21 protein-coding genes and 1 pseudogene are annotated in these 20,466 nt (G+C 68.8%); 8 read left to right on the top strand and 14 right to left on the bottom strand.

What is annotated here, in order from left to right; translation table 11 throughout:
- Positions 1–66: 66 nt before the first annotated feature.
- Positions 67–1,032, top strand: a complete 966-nt coding sequence (locus ACFYWI_RS33460) for a YihY/virulence factor BrkB family protein (protein WP_389239530.1) — start codon at positions 67–69, stop codon at positions 1,030–1,032.
- Between the two features lie 85 nt (positions 1,033–1,117).
- On the opposite strand, the gene ACFYWI_RS33455 is transcribed toward ACFYWI_RS33460, so the two are convergent.
- Both ACFYWI_RS33455 and ACFYWI_RS33450 read right to left on the bottom strand, forming a co-directional pair.
- Positions 1,118–1,651, bottom strand: coding sequence for a GNAT family N-acetyltransferase (locus ACFYWI_RS33455; protein WP_389239529.1), 534 nt, complete (start codon positions 1,649–1,651; stop codon positions 1,118–1,120).
- Between the two features lie 142 nt (positions 1,652–1,793).
- The gene (locus ACFYWI_RS33450; RefSeq protein ID WP_389239528.1) at positions 1,794–2,831 is read right to left on the bottom strand and encodes a TrmB family transcriptional regulator; all 1,038 of its coding nucleotides are present in this window, start codon (positions 2,829–2,831) and stop codon (positions 1,794–1,796) included.
- A gap of 203 nt (positions 2,832–3,034) precedes the next feature.
- Between ACFYWI_RS33450 and ACFYWI_RS33445 the strand changes: the two genes are divergently transcribed.
- Entirely contained in the window at positions 3,035–5,836 is a 2,802-nt protein-coding gene (locus tag ACFYWI_RS33445) for a M4 family metallopeptidase (RefSeq protein ID WP_389239527.1), read from the top strand.
- A gap of 69 nt (positions 5,837–5,905) precedes the next feature.
- Here the strand turns inward: ACFYWI_RS33445 and ACFYWI_RS33440 are convergent, their stop codons facing one another.
- The 3 genes from ACFYWI_RS33440 to ACFYWI_RS33430 form a co-directional block, all read right to left on the bottom strand.
- The gene (locus ACFYWI_RS33440; protein ID WP_389239526.1) at positions 5,906–7,624 is read right to left on the bottom strand and encodes an acyl-CoA dehydrogenase family protein; all 1,719 of its coding nucleotides are present in this window, start codon (positions 7,622–7,624) and stop codon (positions 5,906–5,908) included.
- Between the two features lie 102 nt (positions 7,625–7,726).
- The gene (locus ACFYWI_RS33435) at positions 7,727–8,284 is read right to left on the bottom strand and encodes a PadR family transcriptional regulator (protein WP_389239525.1); all 558 of its coding nucleotides are present in this window, start codon (positions 8,282–8,284) and stop codon (positions 7,727–7,729) included.
- A gap of 170 nt (positions 8,285–8,454) precedes the next feature.
- Positions 8,455–9,651, bottom strand: a complete 1,197-nt coding sequence (locus tag ACFYWI_RS33430) for an RNA-guided endonuclease InsQ/TnpB family protein (protein WP_389239524.1) — start codon at positions 9,649–9,651, stop codon at positions 8,455–8,457.
- A 92-nt stretch (positions 9,652–9,743) separates the two neighbouring features.
- Here ACFYWI_RS33430 and tnpA point away from each other — a divergent pair.
- Together tnpA and ACFYWI_RS33420 are read left to right on the top strand one after the other, a co-directional pair.
- A pseudogene (gene tnpA, locus ACFYWI_RS33425) lies at positions 9,744–10,138 on the top strand (IS200/IS605 family transposase).
- Between the two features lie 150 nt (positions 10,139–10,288).
- Positions 10,289–10,687: a GntR family transcriptional regulator gene (locus ACFYWI_RS33420; protein ID WP_389239523.1), complete on the top strand. Its 399-nt coding sequence runs from the start codon at positions 10,289–10,291 to the stop codon at positions 10,685–10,687.
- Between the two features lie 117 nt (positions 10,688–10,804).
- On the opposite strand, the gene ACFYWI_RS33415 is transcribed toward ACFYWI_RS33420, so the two are convergent.
- A complete protein-coding gene (locus tag ACFYWI_RS33415; protein WP_389239522.1) occupies positions 10,805–11,557 on the bottom strand; it encodes a hypothetical protein in 753 nt (250 codons plus the stop codon).
- A 641-nt stretch (positions 11,558–12,198) separates the two neighbouring features.
- Between ACFYWI_RS33415 and ACFYWI_RS33410 the strand changes: the two genes are divergently transcribed.
- Positions 12,199–12,438, top strand: a complete 240-nt coding sequence (locus ACFYWI_RS33410) for a hypothetical protein (RefSeq protein WP_389239521.1) — start codon at positions 12,199–12,201, stop codon at positions 12,436–12,438.
- 41 nt (positions 12,439–12,479) lie between these two features.
- Here ACFYWI_RS33410 and ACFYWI_RS33405 read toward each other — a convergent pair whose 3' ends face one another.
- From ACFYWI_RS33405 to ACFYWI_RS33385, 5 genes are all read right to left on the bottom strand, one after another.
- A complete protein-coding gene (locus tag ACFYWI_RS33405) occupies positions 12,480–12,629 on the bottom strand; it encodes a hypothetical protein (protein WP_389239520.1) in 150 nt (49 codons plus the stop codon).
- Positions 12,630–12,761: 132 nt separating this feature from the next.
- Positions 12,762–13,733, bottom strand: coding sequence for an NAD(P)-dependent alcohol dehydrogenase (locus ACFYWI_RS33400; protein WP_389239519.1), 972 nt, complete (start codon positions 13,731–13,733; stop codon positions 12,762–12,764).
- On the bottom strand, positions 13,730–13,963 hold the full coding sequence (locus tag ACFYWI_RS33395; protein WP_389239518.1) for a helix-turn-helix transcriptional regulator: 234 nt from the start codon (positions 13,961–13,963) through the stop codon (positions 13,730–13,732). Before ACFYWI_RS33395 ends, ACFYWI_RS33400 begins: the two co-directional genes overlap by 4 nt.
- Positions 13,957–14,385 carry a hypothetical protein gene (locus tag ACFYWI_RS33390; protein ID WP_389239517.1) on the bottom strand — a complete coding sequence of 143 codons (429 nt, stop codon included), beginning with the start codon at positions 14,383–14,385 and terminating at the stop codon, positions 13,957–13,959. The genes ACFYWI_RS33395 and ACFYWI_RS33390 overlap by 7 nt, the downstream gene beginning before the upstream one ends.
- 208 nt (positions 14,386–14,593) lie before the next feature.
- On the bottom strand, positions 14,594–14,731 hold the full coding sequence (locus ACFYWI_RS33385; RefSeq protein ID WP_389239516.1) for a hypothetical protein: 138 nt from the start codon (positions 14,729–14,731) through the stop codon (positions 14,594–14,596).
- A 196-nt stretch (positions 14,732–14,927) separates the two neighbouring features.
- Between ACFYWI_RS33385 and ACFYWI_RS33380 the strand changes: the two genes are divergently transcribed.
- On the top strand, positions 14,928–15,203 hold the full coding sequence (locus ACFYWI_RS33380; RefSeq protein WP_389239515.1) for a hypothetical protein: 276 nt from the start codon (positions 14,928–14,930) through the stop codon (positions 15,201–15,203).
- 165 nt (positions 15,204–15,368) lie between these two features.
- Here the strand turns inward: ACFYWI_RS33380 and ACFYWI_RS33375 are convergent, their stop codons facing one another.
- The 3 genes from ACFYWI_RS33375 to ACFYWI_RS33365 are packed head-to-tail and all read right to left on the bottom strand — an operon-like array spanning position 15,369 to position 16,801.
- Positions 15,369–15,578, bottom strand: a complete 210-nt coding sequence (locus tag ACFYWI_RS33375; RefSeq protein WP_389239514.1) for a 4-oxalocrotonate tautomerase family protein — start codon at positions 15,576–15,578, stop codon at positions 15,369–15,371.
- A 2-nt stretch (positions 15,579–15,580) separates the two neighbouring features.
- The gene (locus ACFYWI_RS33370) at positions 15,581–16,063 is read right to left on the bottom strand and encodes a nuclear transport factor 2 family protein (protein WP_389239513.1); all 483 of its coding nucleotides are present in this window, start codon (positions 16,061–16,063) and stop codon (positions 15,581–15,583) included.
- Complete coding sequence (locus ACFYWI_RS33365; RefSeq protein WP_389239512.1) at positions 16,064–16,801, bottom strand: SDR family NAD(P)-dependent oxidoreductase; 738 nt, start codon at positions 16,799–16,801, stop codon at positions 16,064–16,066.
- Between the two features lie 122 nt (positions 16,802–16,923).
- On the opposite strand from ACFYWI_RS33365, the gene ACFYWI_RS33360 reads away from it, so the two are divergent.
- Both ACFYWI_RS33360 and ACFYWI_RS33355 read left to right on the top strand, forming a co-directional pair.
- Positions 16,924–17,919, top strand: a complete 996-nt coding sequence (locus ACFYWI_RS33360) for a LysR family transcriptional regulator (RefSeq protein WP_389239511.1) — start codon at positions 16,924–16,926, stop codon at positions 17,917–17,919.
- 87 nt (positions 17,920–18,006) lie between these two features.
- Positions 18,007–20,025, top strand: coding sequence for an APC family permease (locus ACFYWI_RS33355; RefSeq protein ID WP_389239573.1), 2,019 nt, complete (start codon positions 18,007–18,009; stop codon positions 20,023–20,025).
- Positions 20,026–20,466: the final 441 nt, after the last annotated feature.

Raw genomic sequence — 20,466 nt, 5'->3', positions numbered from 1 at the left:
CGGACATCGGGGCAGGCGTGCTCAGCCGGCGCAGAAATGTTGTCTGGAAGGTGGAGGAGAGGGCGCATGGGGACCGTGGTGCACGTGCCGCAGACGCGGGACATGCTCGGGGAAGAACTCTCGGGAGACGAAGCGTTCACTGCGCTGCGCCGCTACGGCGGGCGCAAGCTCTTTGTCGATGCCTTCTCCCGTTTCCGCTACGCGGACGGATTCAGCTTCGCACGCTCCTTGGCCTTCCAGGTCGTTGTGGGAATAGTGCCGTTCACGATCGCTCTTGTCGGGGTGGCGACGACCGTGCACACGGAGAGTCTGAGCCGTGTGATCGAATTGACGGTCGGCAGGATCGTGCCGGGAGCCAGTACGGAGTTGGTGCAACAGGCCCTGGGAGACACACGACGCAGTGCCGAAGCCGACGCGGCCGGTGCACTCGCGATGTGGTTGGGGCTCGGGTTCGCCGTACTCAATCTTGCCTCCGCGATGGGGCAGATCGAGCGCGGCTGCAACCGTATCTACGGCATCGAGCGCGACCGCCCTTTCCTCAGCAAATACGGCCGCGGGCTGCTGCTGGCGATGGCGGGAGGCCTCCCACTGGTTCTGGGGTTTCTCGTGCTCGTCGCGGGCGAGGCGGTCGGCGACTCGATGGGGGAGGCCCTGGGCTGGTCCCGGTCCTGGCTCGGCTGGTGGGGGCCGCTGCAGATACCCCTCGGTGTGCTGCTCGCCGTCCTGGCCTCTGCCGCCATCTTCCGCTGGTCCCCGCGACGCGACCAGCCCGGCTACACCTGGCTTGCCTTCGGATCCGCCGTTCACCTGATCCTGTGGGTCGGCACCACCTGGCTCCTTGCCTTCTACGTCGCCAAGAGCGGCTCGTTCGGCACGGTGTACGGGCCCCTGACGGCATTTGTCGCGCTGCTGCTGTGGGCGAACCTGACCGGCATTGCCCTGTTCCTGGGCATCGCTTTCGCCGCCCAGCTCGAGGCGGCCAGAGCCGGCATCGTCGACCCGGTTCACCCCGACCCCGGGCCGGGCTCCTGAGCGGAGCCTGTGGCATCTGAGGGGCCCGGGGCCACACGAGCCCGTCGTGCCGCACACCTGCGTCGCCGATTCGCGGCCCGGTCGGTTACGCGTGGAACTCGGTCAGGTCGATGGCGTGAACGTTCAGCGCAGTGCCGTAGACCGGATGCGTCGTTTCGCGTTCCAGCACCATGCCGAGCTTGCGTATCACGTTCTCCGAGGCATCGTCGCCCACTGCGCTGATGCTGATGACACGGTCGAGGCCTCGATCTTGGAGCGCGAACTCCAACGTGGCATGAGCGGCTTCGGAGGCGTACCCCTGGCCCCAGAACTGAGGACCCAGCCTCCAGCTGATCTCCACGGCGGGCAGCACCTCCGGCAGGAACTCGGGCACCGACAGACCCACGAAACCGGCCAGCTCGCCCGAGGCCAGCAGCTCGACGGCGAAGAGGCCGAACCCCTCCTCGTCCCACTCCTCCTCCCACCGCTCCATGGCCTCGGCCGTCTGGTCCAGGTCCTGGACCGAGCCATCGGCGACCCAGCGCATGACCTGCGGGTCCGCGTTGATGTCCGCCATGGGGGCAAGGTCGTCGTCATGCCAGCGACGGAGGATGAGGCGGGGCGTGCGGATCTCGGTCATGGCACCCATCCTCGCGGAGAAAAGGGCCATAGCGGTAATCGGCAGGACGAGCGCTGGGCCTGGGGGCGCCCGACGCGTCCTCGTCCGGAGGAGGTCGCAGCGGCGGTCGGCGGGCCCGCGGCCTGGACCTCGATGAGGGGACTCAGGCGACGCCGCTCACAGGACTGTCGTGCAGCCAGCCGCGCAGCGTGGCCTGGGCCCCGGCCTGGAACCGCGTGTCGGCGTTCAGTTCCGCGAGCAGCTGGCTGATCCGCCGGCGGGCGGTGTGCACATGGACGCCGAGCCGCCGGGCGATGGCCTCGTCCTTGAGGCCCGCCGCGAGCAGTCCCAGCAGTTCCCGCTGAGGATTCGCGAGCGGACTCCCGGGGCTGCCGAACGGTGTCGCGCGGTCCCACACCGTTTCGAACAGGGGCAGCACGGCATTGCGCAGCAGGCAGTTTCCGAGGACGAGTGCGGACATGGTCGGGTCGACGGCCTCGGTCGGTGGCAGGAGGCACGTACGGCTGTCGACGGCGATGAGCTTGGTGGGCAGGTCCGTTCCCACGCGGGCCTGGAGTCCGCGTTCCGTGAGCTCGGTCAGGCAGCGGACTTTCCCCGGATAGTCGAGACCTCTGCGGTCCAGGACCGCGCGCACGGTGACGCCCCGCTCGAGGAGATCCTCGATCCCCAGTCCCGGCGGGTTGGTTCCGGAGGGTGACTCACCGGGGACACCCTTGACGTACGGCGGGCGGTCGAGGATGAGCACTTCCCGTTCGGCGGAGGCGAGCAGGCCGTCGGCCCGGGCAGCGATGTCGGCGGCGCCGGTGACGACCTCGAAGTCGCCGAGCGCGGCCTCGGGAAAGCCGGACATGAGGCGGCCGGCGATGCGGTCGGCGTGGGTGCGCAGTCGTTCGAGTTCGGCCGACTGGTGGTGAAGTGCCGCCTGGCGGCGGTGGATCAGGATCCGCAGGGCGGCGGCGGGGGCGGTCGGGCGGGGCAGAGCGTCCGGAGCGGCCGCGGGGTCGGGTGCGGTGAAGCCGTGGTCGGCAAGACAGGCGAGCGCTTCGTCGAGCCGGGCCCGGGGGACGGCCAGTAATCGGGCGAGGTCCGCGGCGTCGGTTGCCGACGCCAACAGAAGGGCCCGATAAGCCTGTTCCTCCGTCTTTCCCAGCCCGAGGCCGTGCAGTTCGGTATCGATCATGCGCGGAATTCTTGCCCTCCGCACAGTTTCCCCACAAGTGCGCGTATCCACTTGTGAGTTCGTCGGCAGTGTTGGCAGTGAAGCGCCACAGGGTTTGCATGGTCATGACCGAACGCACGCGTTCAGGCACAGCCCGTGGAGGAATCGCCTTGCGCAAGCACAGATCACGTTCATTCGCACCGGCCGGACGCATATCCGGGGGGATGTCCGGTTCCCTGAGCAACGGCGGCCAACTGGCGGCCCTGCTCGCCACCGCTCTGCTGGTGGCCGCCGGCCCGGCTCAGGCAGCCGAGTCCAGCACTCCCACCGCGGACATAGTCCCCGGCACGGAGACGGCCACTCCGGCACTCGTCGAGGGCATACGCGAGCCCGTCGACGCGAAGGCCAGTCCGGCCGACGCCGCCCGCGACCATCTGGCCGCGAAGGAAAGCCGCTACAGGATCGCGCGGCCGGGCACGGACCTCACCCCCGTGGCCACACTGCGCAGCGGGGTGGACGAGACCGTCCGCCTGCAGCAGAAGCACCGGGGCGTCGAGGTGCTCGGCGGCCAGTACATGGTGCGGATGGAGAAGAAGGACGGCCGCCGGGTCGTCACCGGTACCTCGGGCCACTACTTCACAGGGCTGACGGCGACCACCACTCCGTCCGTCGATGAGGACCTGGCCGTACGGCGTGCGGTCGCGGCCACCGCCCGGCAGCTCGGTGCCGCCGAGCTCGGCAAGGACGACGTGGCCCGCGCGGAGGGCAAGCGGACACCCTCGGTCGCCGCACTGTCCGGCGAGGCCGACGGACTGGTGGTGCTGCCCAAGGGCGAGGGTGTCCTCGCCTACCGGGTCACCGTGAGCGGCACCACGCCCGGCAGTGGCGCCCCGATCGTGCGCGAGGTGTACATCGACGCCCGCGCCGGCTACCCCGTGCTCCAGTACAGCGCCCTGAAGACGCTGACGGCTCCGGGAACAGAGGCCGCCGCGGCCGGCCAGCAGGCCGAGGCAGGGGACGAGCCCGTCACTGCCGCCGATCTGCCCTTGGCCACCGGGACCGGTATCCGGCTGAACGGCAGGAAGGCCGACCTGGAGCTGTCGCACGACACCGCCGCGGGCCGGTATCTGATGACCGACCGCTCACGCATGCGCGGCACCAGCAAGAACGCGCTGTCGACCTGGGACGCACGCGGCCGGTACGTGTCCGAGGCGTCGGGTGTGTGGCCGCGCGGTGTGAAGGAGTTCTCGTCCTCCAACGCGGACTTCGATGCCGCCGCCACCGACTCCGGAGCCGTCGACGCCCACTGGAACGCGGGCCAGGTCTACGACTACTTCAAGAAATCCCACGGCCGTGACAGCCTCGACGGCCGGGGCATGACGGTCAACTCGCTTGTGGGCGTGACGTATTACGGCTTCCCGTACGTCAACGCGTTCTGGGACGGCCAGAAGATGGTGTACGGCAGCGGCGACAAGGAGTACAAGCCGCTTTCCGCAGACACCGACGTGGTCGGCCACGAGATGACGCACGGCGTCGTCGAGAACTCGGCGAACCTCGTCTACGCGGGTCAGCCCGGCGCCCTGAACGAGGCCCTGGCCGACTACTTCGGCAACGCCATCGACGTCATCGCCAACGGGACGTCCATGGACGATCCGGGCGCGGGCCTCATCGGCGAGGATCTGTGCCGCACCAAGGCGGCCGCCGCCTGCGCCCTGCGGGACCTCAACGACGGGGCCACCACCTCCAAGAGCTTCCTCGGCGTCTCTTTCGCCACCGACAACGGCGGAGTGCACCTCAACTCCACCATCTTCTCCGGGGCCCTGTGGGACATGCGGGAGGACCTCGGCGGCGAGCTGGCCGACAGAATCGTCTACAAGGCGCTCACCGAGTACATGACCCCGCTGGACGGGTTCACCGAGGCCCGCAACGCCGTCCTCGCAGCTGCCGAGGACCTCGGGGTGAAGGCCGGGCAGACCAACATCGTCAAGCGCTCCTTCAATGCCCATGGCATCGTGCCCGGTTGGGAGGACGCCCTCGGTGTCGACTCCGACACCCTGTTCGGCAGGCTCAACACGGCGGACTCCGGTGTCGGCGCGGGCGGCGGCTGGTGGACGACGTCCAAGTCCAACGACGACGGCTCGGAGCCGTACTCCGTGTACGCCGGCCGACTGGACGGCAGCGGCGCGCCGAAGGTGATCAGTCCCAACGACGGCCGCTACCACACCTCGCCCGCCACCGACGGCAAGACCGTCGTCTGGGCAGCGTACGGGCCGACCTCGGTCGACATCCTGTCCCGCCCCGTCACGGGCGGTCCGATCAAGAAGCTGCACAGCTCCGCGACGGGCGTGGCAGGTCTGCGCGTCGACAAGGGCGTGACGGTGTTCGAGGAGTACGACTTCCTCGGCGGCCGCCACGTGGCCTACCTGCGGCCCGCCGACAAGGCGCCCACGTTCGTCGACGGCCGCGACTGGAATCTCGGCACCGCCCTCCCGTCGGTGAAGGGCGACAAGCTCGTCTACGCGAAGCTGTACCCGCAGGACGGCGACTACCGCCTGGGCGTGGAGATCATGGACCTCGCCACCGGCAAGGCGGCCCTCGTCGACCAGCTGGACGCGGCGGAGGGCCTGGGCCAGACCGGCGTCAACGGCCGCAACGTCTTCTGGCTGGCCAACATCAACGGCTCCGACCAGGGTCAGATGACGATTCTGCGCTCGGACCTGGACGGCACCGGCACCGTGAGCCTCAGCAACGAGTACAAGCCGGGCGCGCTGATCGCATCGGAGCTGACCGTTTCGCAGGACGCCCTGACGGTGACGGCCCAGACGCCCGACACCCAGTACCGCAACGAGACCCTGCCGAAGCTGTGGCAGTTCAGCACGGACGGCTCGCGCAAGGGCCGGGTCTCCTGCAACCGCGGCGACCAGAGCTACCCGGCGGCCGGCGACGGGCGCCAGGTGGCCTGGATCGACGGCACCACCGGCTGGACCGACCTGGTGGTCCGCGAGCGTCCGGCGGGCAACTGCTGACCCTCACCCGCACCGCACCGAAGGCTCCCGGGAGTCCGCCCACAGCGGATTCCCGGGGGCCTTCCCTCGTTACGGCGCCATCTCGTACGCCCCGGACAGTGCCTCGACGCGCTCCCAGACGCGCGCCGAGCGGGCGTCGTCGACGACCGGCCGCCGGAGTGCGGCCAGCGCCCAGTTCTGCTGCTCCGGGGTGGCGGAGTCCTTGCCGTGCAGCTCGACGGCGTGCGAGGAGAAGTCACGTACGAGGACGGCGAACAGTTCGTCGAGCACGTCCTCGTCGAGCCCGGTCAGACGCGCCTGCTCCAGGATCAGCTGGCCGTGGACGACCAGCGCGAACAACTGGCCGACGGCGAGGAGAAGATCGAGGTCGCGGCTCTGCTCCTCGCCGGGAGCGGCGGTGGTGACGAACTCGCACAGTGCGTCCGCCTGCTCCCGGAAACGGCCGACATTGGGCACGTCGGCGTACGCGTCGTAGGCGGTGCGCCAGTCGTGGAAGCGTACGGAGCCGAGGCCGCGGGCCGGCCCCTGCCGGAAGAGGAACGTGTCGTCCGCCGCGTCGAGGCGGGTGGGAACAGCCGCGTACTCGGCCGGATCCAGCAGATGGTTGCGCATGAACTTGAGGATCAGCGCGAGGTTGACGTGGACCGTGCCCTCCAGCTTGGGCAGTCCCCGGATCTCGGTGGCGGCCTGGGCGAAGTAGGTGTCCTTCTCGAATCCCTTGGCGGCGATGACGTCCCACATCAGGTCGATGACCTTCTCGCCCTCGGTGGTCACCTTCATCTTCGTCATCGGGTTGAACAGCAGGTAGCGCCGGTCATCGGGGCCGGCGGAGCGGAAGTAGTCGACGGCGCGGTCGCTGAACAGCTTCATCCCGACCAGACGCACGTACGCGTCGGCCAGCTCCCGGCGCACGTGCGGGAAGGCGGTGACGGGGCGGCCGTAGAGAATGCGGCTGTGCGCGTGGGTGACGGCCTCGTACATCGCGTGCTCGCAGATGCCTATCGAGGCGGTGCAGAGGTTGAACTTGCCGACGTTGACGGTGTTGAGCGCTGCGTCGAAGGCGGCGCGGCCGGTGTGCAGGACGTCGTCGGGGCCGACCGGGTAGTCGTCGAGGCGGAACTCGCTGACGTACTTCGAGGAGTCCACGACGTTCTTCACCAGGTGGTACGCCGGGTGTCGGCTGTCGGCGGCGAAGAAGACGTAGCCGTCGGGGCCCTCGATGTCGGTGCGGCGGCCGAAGACGGAGACGAGACCGGCGGCGTTGCCGTTGCCGATGTAGTACTTGGAGCCGCTGGCCCGGAAGCCGCCGTCACCGTCGGGCTCCAGCAGCATGTCGGTCGAGTAGATGTCGGCGCCGTGGGCCTTCTCGGACAGGCCGAAGGCGAACACCTCCCCCTCGGCGAGGAGTTCCGCCGCGCGGGTGCGGGCGGCGGCGTTGTCGCTCTGCCAGACCGGCCCGAGACCGAGGATGGTGACCTGCCACGCGTACCAGTAGTCGAGCCCGTAGAAGCCGAAGATCTCGTTGAGGGCGGCGATCCGGGCGGTGTCCCAGCGCTGGTCCTCTTGACCGGCGGCGGAGACCGGGGTGAGGAACGTCGCGAACAGTCCCTCCTTGGCGGAGAACGCAAGGAAGTCCGCCAGCCAGGCACGGGAGCGGTAGTCCTCGATCAGCTTGCGCTTGCCGCGGTCCTCGAACCAGTCGACGGTGGCGCGCAGCAACCTGCGGGTCTCGGGGTCGAAGTGGGCCGGGTCGTAGGTGCGCGGGTTGAACAGCAGCGGGTCGGCCATGGAAGTTCGCCTTTCCGGCTCGGGGTCGAGGGATGGTGGGCTGGAGAGCTTCAGGTGTACGTGAGGGTGGGGAGCGCGTCGTCGGGGCAGGTGGGTGCCGGTTCAGCGCTCGGGGTCGAGCCGGTGGAGGGTGGCGAGTACGTCATCGAGCCAGGCGAGCGTCATCCGCTCGTACGCGATGCCGCCGCGCAGCACGACGTGCTGGAGCTCCCGCCCGGCGTCGGGTGTTGCGGGAGCCTCGGGTCCGGTGAAGTCACGCAGCTCCCCCGCGAGATAGCGCGCGAGGCGGGAGGTGTGCGCCTGGTGGTGCCGCTCGACCTCACGGATCAGCGCGGCCGGGTCGTCGAAGGCCGCGCCGCGGATCTTCACGGCTAGGTCGTGCCGGACGCTCTCGGGTTCGATCGGCTCGTGCAGCCACTGCGAGAGCGCGACCCGGCCGCGGGCCGCGACGGAGTACTCCTTCTTGTCCGGCCGGGCCTGCTGCGGCACCTCGCGGACATCGATCCAGCCGTCGCTCTCCATGCGCTTGAGAACGCGGTAGATCTGCTGATGGGTGGCGGTCCAGAAGTAACCGATGGACCGCTCGAACCGCCGGGCCAGCTCATAGCCCGAGCCCGGCTTCTCCAGCAGAGAGACGAGGATCGCGTGTTCGAGCGCCATGCCCCTGATCCTTCTATGCAACTCGTTGCATAGACAAGCGGCGCGGCCCGGGTGAGACACGGCTCACCCGCGGGCACCGGGAGGGGCCTGCCTCACGCCGGGGCGCCGAGCGCGCGGCACGTCATGGCCGGATCGTGACTCCTCCCCCTCCTGAAGGAGGAGGTTTCTCGCTATGCCGTGGCTTTGCGACGGACCAGCCCGGCCCGTAGTACGTTCAGGGCGCCCACCGTGTCCGCGTGCGCGTGGTGGTCGCATGCGGTGCAGTGGAACTTCTCCTGGGTGGGCCGGTTCTCCTTGGCGACATGCCCGCACTGTGGGCACCTGCGAGAGGTGTTGCGGGGGTCCACGGCGATCACTTCCCGTCCGGCGCTTTCAGCCTTGGCGTGCAGGATCGTCAGGAACACCCCCCATCCGGCATCGTTGATCGACTTGTTCAGGCCGGCCTTTGCCACCGCCCCGTTAGGCAGGAACGCGCCCGGCCTGCCGGGGTCCGGCTTCGGCGCGGGAGCGGCGCTCATGTTGCGGATCTTGAGGTCTTCGTGCGCGATGAAGTCGTGTTCGCGTACGAGGTCAAGAGCCGTCCTGTGTGCGTGATCGAGGCGCTGGCGACGGACCTTGCGGTGCAGGGCGGCAACCTTCTGCACAGCCTTGCGGCGGCGCTTGGACCCGCGCTTGCACCGGGACAGCGCCTGCTGTGCGGCTTCGAGCCTCTTGGCGGCCTTCCGCCCGTGGCGGGGATTGGCGACGTGCTCACCGTTGGAGGTGGTGAGGAAGTTGGCTATGCCCAGGTCGATGCCGACCACGGATCCGGTCGCGGGCAGCGGCTCGGGCTCGGGCAGCTCGGCGGTGAGGACCACGTACCAGCGCTTGCCTTCGCGCTTCACCGATACCGTCTTGACCTTGCCGACCACGGCACGGTGCTGGTGCACACGGACGTGTCCGACGCCTTGCAAGCGGACGCGGGTGACGGGGGCGTGCGGGGTGGAGTCCCAGCGGCAGCCGTCGCCGTCCTTGGGGAAGTCCACCGTGTCGAACCGGCCCACCCCGCGAAAGCGGGGGTATCCCGGTTTGTCTCCGGCCTTGATCCGGCGGAAGAACGCGGCGAACGCCTTGTCGAGTCGGCGGAGCGTGGCCTGCTGGGACGAGAACGACCAGCGGCCTTGCCGCTCGGGATCGAGGGCGCGGATCTCCTTGAGCTGCGCGGACTGCTGCCCGTACCGGACCGTAGTCTTCGAGACATGCCGGTAGGCGTCGCGGCGTTCCTGCAAGGCCCCGTTGTAGAGGGAGCAGTGATCCCGCACCATCTCTCCGAGCGCTATCGCCTGACCCAGGGTGGGCCGCATGAGGAACTTGTACGCACGGATCAACCGGCCCGCCCCCTCCGGATCGAGTCCGACGTGATCACACTACTCTTGGTGTATGTCACCACGCTGGGAACCACTGGGAACCAAACCCTGATATCCGAACTGGTCGCTACGTCGCCTACCACCTTCACGCGCACTTGGTGTTCGTCACGAGGGACCGGCGTGGCATCTTCGATGATGACATGCTCAGACGGTGCGAGGAGATCATGCGCGACGTGTGCGCCAGCTTCGAAGTGGAGCTGCGGGAGTTCAACGGCGAGGCCGATCACGCCTCCTGGTGCACTACCCGCCGTAGATCGCCCTGTCCAAGCTGATCAACAGCCTCAAGGGAGTCAGCTCCCTATACCTGCGCGCCGAGTACACCGGCCGTATCAACCGCATCGGCATGGGGCCAGTGTTCTGGTCCCGCTCCTACTCCGCCGGAAGCTGCGGCGGAGCACCGCTGACGGTGATCCGCCAGTACATCGAGGAGCAGAAGCGGCCCGTCTGACCATCACTGCGCAGGGGCAGCGAACTCCGGCGCTTCGCGCCTCCCGGGGCAAGGATGCGTTTCACTCCCCGGCTGAAGCCGGGGATACCCACGCAACATCATGGATGGATTCCGGGCCGGGCCGGGCCGGAGAGTGGATAGGTTCTCGGCATGGAGCAGATGCGCAGGACGCTGAGATCCGAGGATGTCGTGGCGAAGATCCGTAGCGATATCGCCCAAGGGGTGTACCAGCCGGGTGACGCGCTGCCCAGCCCCGACGGTCTGGCCGGGGAGCTGGGCAAGCTGCCTAAGCCGGTCGAATCCGCGTACCGGCAGCTGATCGAGGACGGATTGCTGGTGGAGGGCCTGCTGGAACCGGGCGTTTTCGTGGCTGATCCGGAGATGGACCCGCATACCCGCAGCATTGTGCAGGCGGTGCGCGGGTTGCAGATCCAGCTGCAGCAACTCGACAAACGGCTCGGCGAGCTGACCGAGCGAGTGGGATCGGTGGAGCGTGGCCTGCGCGAGGCCCGCCGCGAACGCGGCATCGGGGACGGGTTCCAGTTCTGATCTGATGGGGCGTCCCGTCCAACTGCCGGACAACGGCCAGTGGTTGCGCGGCGCCACTGGCGTGGGCGTGGTGAAAGAGGACACGGCACACGTGTCGGAGCCCGCATCCAGCAGGCGTCATCCACCGTCCCCGGTGCCCCGGTTCCCCGCCACGGATCGGAGCTGCCGGGCCTTGCGTCCGGTTCGGAAGCATTTGTGCAGCGCGGCGAGTACGATCGCGGTGAGCACCGCGACCAGGTGCTCGCGACCTGCCAGATTGGGGTTGCTGAGCGAAGCCACCACCATCGAGCCGCCGGTGAGCGTGAACAGGACAGGCGCGCGTCGAATGACCGCGATGTACGTGAACAGGCCGACCACCGCGGCGGATGGTCCTGTGTCGATCGCCTGCCCGGCCTCCGGCGGCAGTCCGATCCCGCCCGGGCCGAGCGCGATCATCGCCCGTGCGCTGAGGGTGCCCGCCAGGGTCGTGCCGTAGGCGATCAGCAGAGTCCGTGTACGGCCGAGCGACAGTTCGGCCAGTGCGAACGCCAGAAACAACTTGGGAAGGCCCGCCCATACAGGCAGTTCCAGGGCCGGGACGAACAACGACACCGGAGTTCGCAGCAGTGCCAGAGTGATCGGCAGGTCGGCGTGTACTTCACCGAGCAGTCGTATCGCCACCGCACCACTCGGCGTCCGGTGAATCTCGTGGAGGAAGATCACCGCGAACGTGGCGAGCATCGCCAAGGACACTCCCTTCACGCGCCGGCGCGAGAGTTCCCGTACGGGTTCGACGACTATTGCCTGCCACTCGGCTCGCAGGATGCGCCCCATACGTCGGGAGAACCGGGGCAGCACGGCGCGCCGCTTCCCCGGGAGGTCGGCACGCATCGTGGATGGTTCACCGTCACTGCCGGGATCGCCCCGTCCACCGTGGTCGTCCTCGGTCCCGTCACAACCGTCGGCAGCTCGCAACACCGGCTGATCAACCCCCCACGTTCGCGGCGCCCGGCAGTCACGTCAGGCGGCGCATCGCTGTGTTCACGTACGCCAAATCGTCCACCAGACCGAAGGCAACTCGCACACAGGGGTGCCCGGCCCGTCGGGCTGCCTCGGCAAGTGCCGCCTCGCGCCTTCGAACTCGGCGCTCACCGCCTGCGCTTCACAGCGTGAGAGTGCCTTGTGGTGCCTCTGGGCGCTGAGGACCGGGCGGCCGGCGTCGAGACAGGCGCAACCGGGCGGCACCTGGAGACCATCGGGATCCTGGGAGCCTCGGCCGTGAACCCGGCTCAACCGAAGCGCGAGCTCGTCGGCATGACCACGATGTCACGCACGAAGATGCGCTGCGGCAACTGCCGGCAGGACAGGATGACGCTCGCTCTCGGCGTATGTCACCCCGACAGGAGTCGCTGCCCCACTCCTCGCGGCGTACCGTTGGGACAGAGCCCAGTACCGCCCGGGCGCGGTACGCGCCTCCTGGGCGAAGGAGCGGGCCAGGACGGCCGCCTGATCAGGGACAGGAGCGGCCCAGGATGTCGACCACTGACCCTCAACCGGGTGGCGAGGCACGGGGGCCGATCGTCGTCTTCCCTGTCACGCCCGAGAATCCGCCGTTCCGCGTGGTCGAGGTCGACGGAATCGTGATCGGAACCGCTCACGACATTGTGGAATTGATCGAGCTGGCCTCCCATGCCGGACGCAAGCATGTGGACCTCGACGATCCGGCACAGGTGAGATGGGTCGGTGGAGGCAAGTACAAGTGGCGTCCCTGAGCCGGTCCTTCATGATTCGGCTCGCCCGACGACGGCTGATGTCACCTGCTGCCGAGTCCCGTCACCGGTAGTCGAGGAATGGCAGTGGCCAACTTGCTGCGGTTCTCTTCGGCCAGGGCGAGGTCGCCACCGTCACCCGCGAGGTGCTCCGCGAGACCGAACCGGACCGCACCCGCCACCCGCACGTACATGTCGGCCGGTCCTCCCCGCCGCACCGACCACGCCGTACGCCGTCGGCGTGGTGGCGCTCGCGGCCGCCGAGCCGGCGTTCATCGCCACCGTCGGGCCGTTCCCGGGCCGGCCCGGAGGACGAGGCCGAGCCCTTACACGCGGATGACGGTCTTGCCGCGCGCGTGCCCCTCTGCGAGGTAGTGGACGGCGGCGGGGACGTCGGCCAGCGGGTAGGTCCGCTCGATGACGGGTGTCACCGAGCCGGCCTCGATGAGCTCCGCCAGGAGCCGGAGGTCACTGTGGGGCTGCCTGGAGGCGAGCCCGCGGAGCCGATGGCCGACAAACGGTGACAGAAGCAGCGCCCGCAACTGCCGGTCCGTGCCGCCGAGCCACTTGCCGCCGCCCTCGCCGCCGACGATGACGAGGGTTCCACGGGGGGTGAGGGCGCGGCGGAGCCGGGAGAGGGAACGGTTGCCGGCGGTGTCGATGACGAGGTCGTAGCGGCGGGTGCCGTCGGTGGGGTCCTCGCGCGTGTAGTCGATGACCTCGTCGGCGCCGATGGAGCGGACCAGGTCCGCTCCATCGGTGCTGCACACGCCGGTGACGTGCGCTCCGAAGGCCTTGGCCAGTTGCACGGCGAAGGTGCCCACACCTCCCGCCGCGCCGATGACGAGGACGGTTTGCCCGGCCTGAAGTCCTCCCGCGTCGCGCAGGGCCTGGAGGGCGGTGCACGCGGAAGCCGGAACGGCGGCCGCCTGTTCGAAGCCGAGTCTCTCCGGTTTGTGCGCGAGCCTGTCCTGTGCGGCACAGGCGTATTCGGCGAACGACCCGTCGCACGTGCCGTACACCTCGTCACCCGGCCGAAAGCGCGTGACGTCCGGGCCGACGGCCTCCACGCGTCCTGCGACATCCATTCCCCGCACGCGGACCTTGGGCGCCCGCAGGCCGAAGCCCATGGCACGGAGCAGGTACGGCCGGCCCGTCATGAGGTGCCAGACACCCTGGTCGACGGCGGCCGCATGAACCCGTACGAGCACCTCGCCGCTGCCGGGTACCGGCTGTCCGATCTCCTCGAGGCGCAGGACCGCGGGCGGTCCGTAGACGTCCTGGACGATGGCCTTCATGACGTGTCTCCCTCGGCTTGGGGGTACTGGAACACTTCGTCGAGCGGGACAGCGAAAACACGGGCGATCTGGAAGGCCATCTCCAAGGAGGGCGAGTAGCGGCCCTGTTCGATGGCGATGACGGTCTGGCGGGTCACGCCGATGCGACGGGCGAGCTCGGCCTGGGTCATCTCGCCGTGGGCGAAGCGCAGGGCTCGGATCGCGTTGGTGACCCTGGTGGGCCTCACCACGGGTGGAATCCCAGCCGGTAGGCGACGAGCTTCGCCGCCGATCCGAGGATCGAGGACAGGACGAACGCCAGGTAGATCGCGTTGGCGATCCAGAACTGGTCGATGTCGGCCATGGCCAGGACAAGCCCGGCCACACCGCCGATCACGACGAACGACTGTCCGACGTACTCGCCGAAGCGGTGGATCTCCCGGTCTCGCTGGTCCTTGGTGTTCGCCTCCTTGGGCGAGAAGGCCGCCACCGCGATGTGGAGCACGATCGACCCGACGATCGCCGCACCGACCGTCCACAGCAGCGCCGACACATAGGGCGCCTGAGCCAGGGGCACGTCTGCGGGCCGCCCGAGGACGACGGCCAGGTACGTCGCGTAGGACGCGATTGCGACCAGCAGCATGATCCAGGCACGTTTCTCTTCGACTGCCACTCTCCCACTCCCCATGTAAAGAAAACCTGACACGCTGGAGTGTCAAGCAGCCACGACACGATGTCAAGTTTTCTATACTTCCCCGACACGGATTCCCGGGGGCATGCCATCCGGGGGAACGCCGGTACGGCGACGAGGGCGCCCAGCCGTCGGACGCCAGGAAGCGGCGCCCGAAGCCACGATGGGGTCCGAACGCCGCAGACTGCGGTCAGGCAGGACGCGGCGTGACCGCATGGGGATGCGGGTCCGCGTGCGCCACCGCCGAGGCCACTTCCTTGGGCGTGTGCCAGGAGGCCGGGACGAGCTGCCACCGGGAGAGAACGGTCGCGACGGCGATGGTCGCCACGCGACCAAACGACCCTACGCGTCAGCGACTTGGGGCTGCGCTGCCACGATGGCCGACACCGGCCCTCTCCTCGGCGGGACAGCTCCTGCATGCCGAGGGGAACGGACAGCCGACAGAGGCGCTGACGGGGTGATCGGTCCCGACGGGTGCGGTGCGGCTCATCCCAGGGCACTGCGGGGGTGTCTAGGGTGCGGTCATGGACCTGGACGATGATCTGGGCGGGATGAGCCGTGACGAACTGGTGCTCGAGGTAAGGCGGTTGCGCACCGGTATCCGTGTGCACCGGGACAGTTCGGGGCACGAGCTGTGCTGGCACCACCCGCAGCTGTGGGGGCTGCTGCCGGAACGCGTCGAACCGGATGTGGCCGTGCCCCCGTGGCCGCGCTTCCTGCGCGGCTGTGTCCGCTACCGGGAATCGCTGGAACGCGAGCTGCCGGACGCACCGGTCCACGACCGGGAGTACGGACAGTAGGCGGCTTCCCGCGCCGGGCTCCACCCGGTCCTGGTGGTGCCCGCCGCCCCTCCCGCAGACCCCCATCGGGCGGCGTGGCGTGAACGCCGCATGCCCGGACCTCACTTCGAGGCCCGGGCATGCGGCGTCGGACCGGTGGGACACCGGCCCTGTCCACGATTCGATTCATTCGCCGAGCTGTTGACGCCGGTACTCCCCCGCGGGGAGGCCACCGATACCCCAGTCCTCCAGCTCGACCTCATCGAGAACCACGAACGTGGTGGCGGGGCTCTTGTCGAGCACTTTGACCAGAAGGTCGGTGATTCCCGCGATGATCTGCGCCTTCTGGGCGGGTGTGGCGCCCTCGCGCGTGATCTTCACATTGACGTAAGGCATGGTCAGTCCTCTGTTCTTGGGGCCGCGGTGGTCATGGGCGGCGCCGCCGGGACCCCGGCGGTCTCGAAGTGGAAGACTTTGGCGATGATCTGCCACCTACCGTCCACCAGGACCAGGGTCAGGAAGTCGGTGAAGTGCCGCGGCCCGATGGCGCACTCCACCCGGGCCATCGCTGTCACGGGGCCTGCGAACTCGATCGACACGATCCTGTCCCGTCTCGGTTCGCGCCTGGCCACGGGCGGTTCCCTTCGGCTGACCACGGGGAGGTACTCGTCCAGGGTCAGCCGCAGCAGATGACCCTCTGTGGCGGTGGCGTACACGGCACCCGGATGGAACACCTGGGCCAACGTGTCGATGTCACCGTGGTGGAGGCCGTCGAAGTAGGCGAGCAGGGCATCCGTCACCGCGATCCACGGGGCTGGGTCGACCGGGTTGTCCGGCCGACGGCCCGGCTTCTCCGCCGGCGGAGCCGTACCGCGGGCCACTCAGCGCCTGCCGGTCACATGGCCGCCGTCCACACGCAGGGCGTGGCCGGTGATGAACGCCGCTCCCGCGAGGTACAGCACCGCCTCGGCGATCTCGGAGACCTCCCCGACCCGGTTCAGCAGCGCGATACCGCCGAAGGAGTCCACATCGGCTCCCGTGTGGAGCGGAGTCCTGATGATTCCGGGCGCCACCAGGTTGACCCGGATGTCCTCGGCCGCGAGTTCGGCCGCGAGGCTGGTGGTCAGTGTGTGCACACCACCCTTGCTCATCACCGGCGCGGAAGCGGGAAAGCCCGCCAGTGCGTGGTCCACGAGGACGGTCCCGATATTGACGATGCTGCCACCGCGGCCCTGCTCGCGCAGTCGGCGCACCACGGCCTGGGTGGTGAGGTAGGTGCCCTTGAGGTTGCCGTTCAGGTATCCGTCCAGCTCCTCCTCGGTGACATCGGTGAACGGCTTCGAGGCGAACGTGCCGGCGTTGTTGACGAGGACATCGACGCCCCCGAAACGCTCGACCGCCGCACGCACCAGTGCCTCGCCGGTCTCCGCCGCGCCGATGCTCCCTGGCACCTGCGCGATCCGGTGGGGGTGTCCGAGTCCGGCAGCCGCCTTGGCAAGCCGGTCGCCGTCCCGGCCGTTGAGGACGACGTTGGCACCCTGGTCCAGGAAGGCCCGGGCGATGTCCAGACCGATGCCGCTGGACGAGCCAGTGACGATCGCTGTCGTGGTTTCGGACATACGGATACTCCATGTTCGTCGTGATCGGGTTGTTCGACCCTCGTCGGGTCGACACCTGAACCGTAGAAGCGGCCATCACATAACTCCACTACAGAGTTTGGAGTATGAAATAATCAGTGCTTATGGATGTGGATCTGCGGGACCTTGAACTGCTGGAGGCCATGGCGGAGGCCGGTTCGCTCACCGCCGCCGCCGAGCGCCTCTACGTCAGCCAGCCCGCTCTGAGCCAGCGTCTGACAAGAATGGAAGACCGGCTGGGCATGAGGCTCTTCGACCGGCAAGGCCGCCGACTGGTGCCCAACGCTGCCGGCAGGCGGATGCTCGTGGCGGCCCATCAGGTCCTGGCCGAGCTTCAGTCGGCCACCCGCGATCTCAAGGACATGCGGGAGGGGCGCGACCGGCGGGTGCGATTCACCGCACAGTGCAGCACCACCTTCCAATGGCTGCCCCCGGTCATCCGCGCGTTTCGCGACCAGCACCCGGGCGCGGAGGTGCGCATCGAGTCCGTCCCCGACGACGCGCCGATCCCCGCACTGCTCGCCGACCAGGTGGACGTCGCCCTGGTCACCAAGCCCGACCGGGAGATGGACCGGGTCAGCCTGACCCACGTGTTCGACGACGAAATGGTGGCCGTGGTGCCGGCCCAGCACCCCTGGGCAACACGCGCTCACCTCACCGCCAAGGACTTCACCGACGCCCATCTCGTCCTCTACGACGTCTACGACCAGACCCGGATCCCCTCGATGCCGTTGCCCATCCCGCGCGACGCCCGCCCCGCCCGGATCACCACCATGCCCGTCATCACCGATCTGGTGATCGAGATGGTGGCCGGAGGCCAGGGCGCCACCGTTCTCCCCAACTGGGCCGCCGCCCCGTACACCGCCTCCCACGATCTCGCTCTGGTCCGCATCGGCGCCCAACCGATGACGAGAAGGTGGTACTGCGCCACCCGCCCCGGTCCCCGCCCGCCCCACATCGCCTCCTTCGTCCACGAGCTCGTCGGCCGGCTCGCGAAGCACGCGGATTCCTGGTCCCCCTCCGGCGTCCGAGAAACCGACGCATCGTCAGTCGGCCGTAACAACCGTTGCGCCAATGCGCGCAGCCTGGCGGAACCCTAACGAGTTCTTCACGTCCCACGGGCCGAGCAATAGTGCTGCCGACCGGGTGAGGCGGCATACGCTCGCGCCGTGCTCAACGTGACCGGAATGCTCAAACGGCTGGTCATCGGCCGCGCCAAGCGCAGCGAGGAGTTGGGCGAGACGCTGCTGCCCAAGCGGCTCGCGCTGCCGATCTTCGCTTCCGACCCTCTGTCCTCGGTGGCGTATGCCACCCAGGAGATTTTGCTGGTACTCACCCTCGGCGGGCTGGCGTATCTGCACTTCACGCCGTGGATCGCGGGCGCGGTCGTGGCGCTGATGGTCGTGGTGGTCCTCTCGTACCGCCAAGTGGTGCACGCCTACCCGAGCGGCGGCGGGTCGTACGAGGTCGCCTCGACGAACCTGGGGCCGTCCGCCGGTCTGGTGGTCGCCGCCTCGCTGATGGTCGACTACGTGATGACCGTGGCGGTCTCGGTCGCCTCCGGCGTGGACAACATCGTCTCGGCGCTCCCGGCCCTGGCCGACTACCGGGTGGAGATGGCCCTCGTCTTCGTGGCCCTGCTGACCGCGATCAACCTGCGTGGCGTGCGCGAGTCCGGCCAGGCCTTCGCCGCGCCGACGTATCTGTTCATCAGCGGCGTGCTGATCATGGTCGGCACGGGCCTGCTCCGTTATCTGCTCGGTGACGCCCCGGTGGCCGAGAGTGCCGCGTACGGCATCGAGCCCGATCCCGGGGACACCCATCTGCAGGGCCTGGCCCTGGTGATGCTGGTCCTGCGCGCCTTCTCCAGCGGCTGTACCGCACTGACCGGTGTCGAGGCCATCTCCAACGGTGTCCCGGCCTTCCGTAAGCCCAAGTCACGGAACGCGGCGGCCACCCTGGCCGCGATGGGCCTCATCGCCATCACGATGTTCGTCGGCGTCACCACCCTCGCGCTCGTGGCCAAGGTGCACATCACCGACGACCCCTGCCGGCTGACCGGTCTGCCGGGCGACTGCTCCTCCTACATCCAGCGCACCGTCATCGCGCAGCTGGCCGCCTCCGTCTTCGGCGGCGAGAACAGCGTCGGCTTCTACTTCATCCAGGCCGCCACCGCCCTGGTGCTGATCCTCGCCGCCAACACCGCCTTCAACGGCTTCCCCCTGCTCGCCTCGATCCTCGCCCAGCGCCGCTACCTGCCGCGCCAGCTGCACAACCGCGGCGACCGGCTCGCCTTCTCCAACGGCATCCTCGCGTTGGCGATCGTCGCCGGACTGCTGCTGTGGGCGTACAAGGCCAACGTCACGAGCCTCATCCACCTCTACATCCTGGGCGTGTTCACCTCTTTCACGCTCTCCCAGACCGGCATGGTCAGGCACTGGAACCGCGAGCTGCGCACAGAGACCGACCCCGCGGTACGGCGTCGCCACCATGGGGCACGGGTGATCAACGCAACCGGCGCGGTCATCACCTGCCTGGTCCTCGTCATCGTGCTGGCGACCAAGTTCACCCAGGGCGCCTGGCTGGCGGTGCTCGCCGCGATCGTGCTCTTCGGGATGATGCGCAGCATCCGCCGTCACTACGACACCGTTTCAGCGGAGCTGGCGGTCACCGACCCGCGCAGCGAGATGGTGCCGCCGTCCCGCGTACTGGCCATCGTGCTGGTCTCCACCATCCACAAGCCCACCCTGCGCGCCCTCGCCTATGCCCGCGCCCTGCGACCGGACCAGCTCGAAGCGCTCAACGTCGCGGTCGACCGCGACGCATCCAACGAGCTCCAACGGCAGTGGGAGCACTACGCAATCCCGGTGCCGCTCAAGGTTCTCGACTCCCCCTACCGCGAGATCACCGGATCGGTCATGGATTACGTCCGCTCGATCAGGCGCGACAGCCCCAGGGACGTCGTCGCGGTCTTCATCCCCGAGTACGTCGTAGGCCACTGGTGGGAAGCCGGGCTGCACAACCATTCCGCTCTATGGCTCAAGAGCCGCCTGCTGTTCACCCCCGGTGTCATGGTGATCAGCGTCCCCTGGCAATTGAGTTCCTCCGCCCGCGCCGACCGTCCGGCCGCCCGAGCACCCGGTTCGGTACGCCGCGGAGAACCCACGAGGGCGCGTACGAGCAAGGACGTCAGCATGCACCGTTGACGTGCTCCGGGAACCGACCTGGGGACACATCCGGTCCATGCGGTGGTCGATCCGGCGCACCCTGGTGGACTTGCCCAGGCCACAGCGGGCGTGCAGCGGCGGCGTCGGGGCGTGGCGAGGCCCCGCCGAGCGGGAGCGGGCGGGGTCTCGCAGCGGTGCGCAAGGGGGGAGGTGCACCGCTCTCCCGGCGGGTGGGTACCGGGAAGCTGACGGTACGCGCCACGCTGGCCGGAAAGGAACCCTCGTGCACGGTTCCGGTCGTGCGGCCGAGGAGCTCGCCGGGACGGCACCCCCGTGACGGTCGCCGACTGCGGCTCTCCGGGCAGAGGTCTCGTCACACCCACCGCCACCGAAGAGGCGAGGCGCACCGCCTCCTGCCCCAAGGAGCGGGGCATGATCGGGCGGGACATCACGCACGCCCTCGGCCTCTCGCCACAACGC

Origin of the sequence: Streptomyces sp. NPDC002889 (assembly GCF_042888425.1) — a bacterium.
Classification (GTDB): domain Bacteria; phylum Actinomycetota; class Actinomycetes; order Streptomycetales; family Streptomycetaceae; genus Streptomyces.
This window is presented reverse-complemented; position numbering and strand designations above follow the sequence as displayed.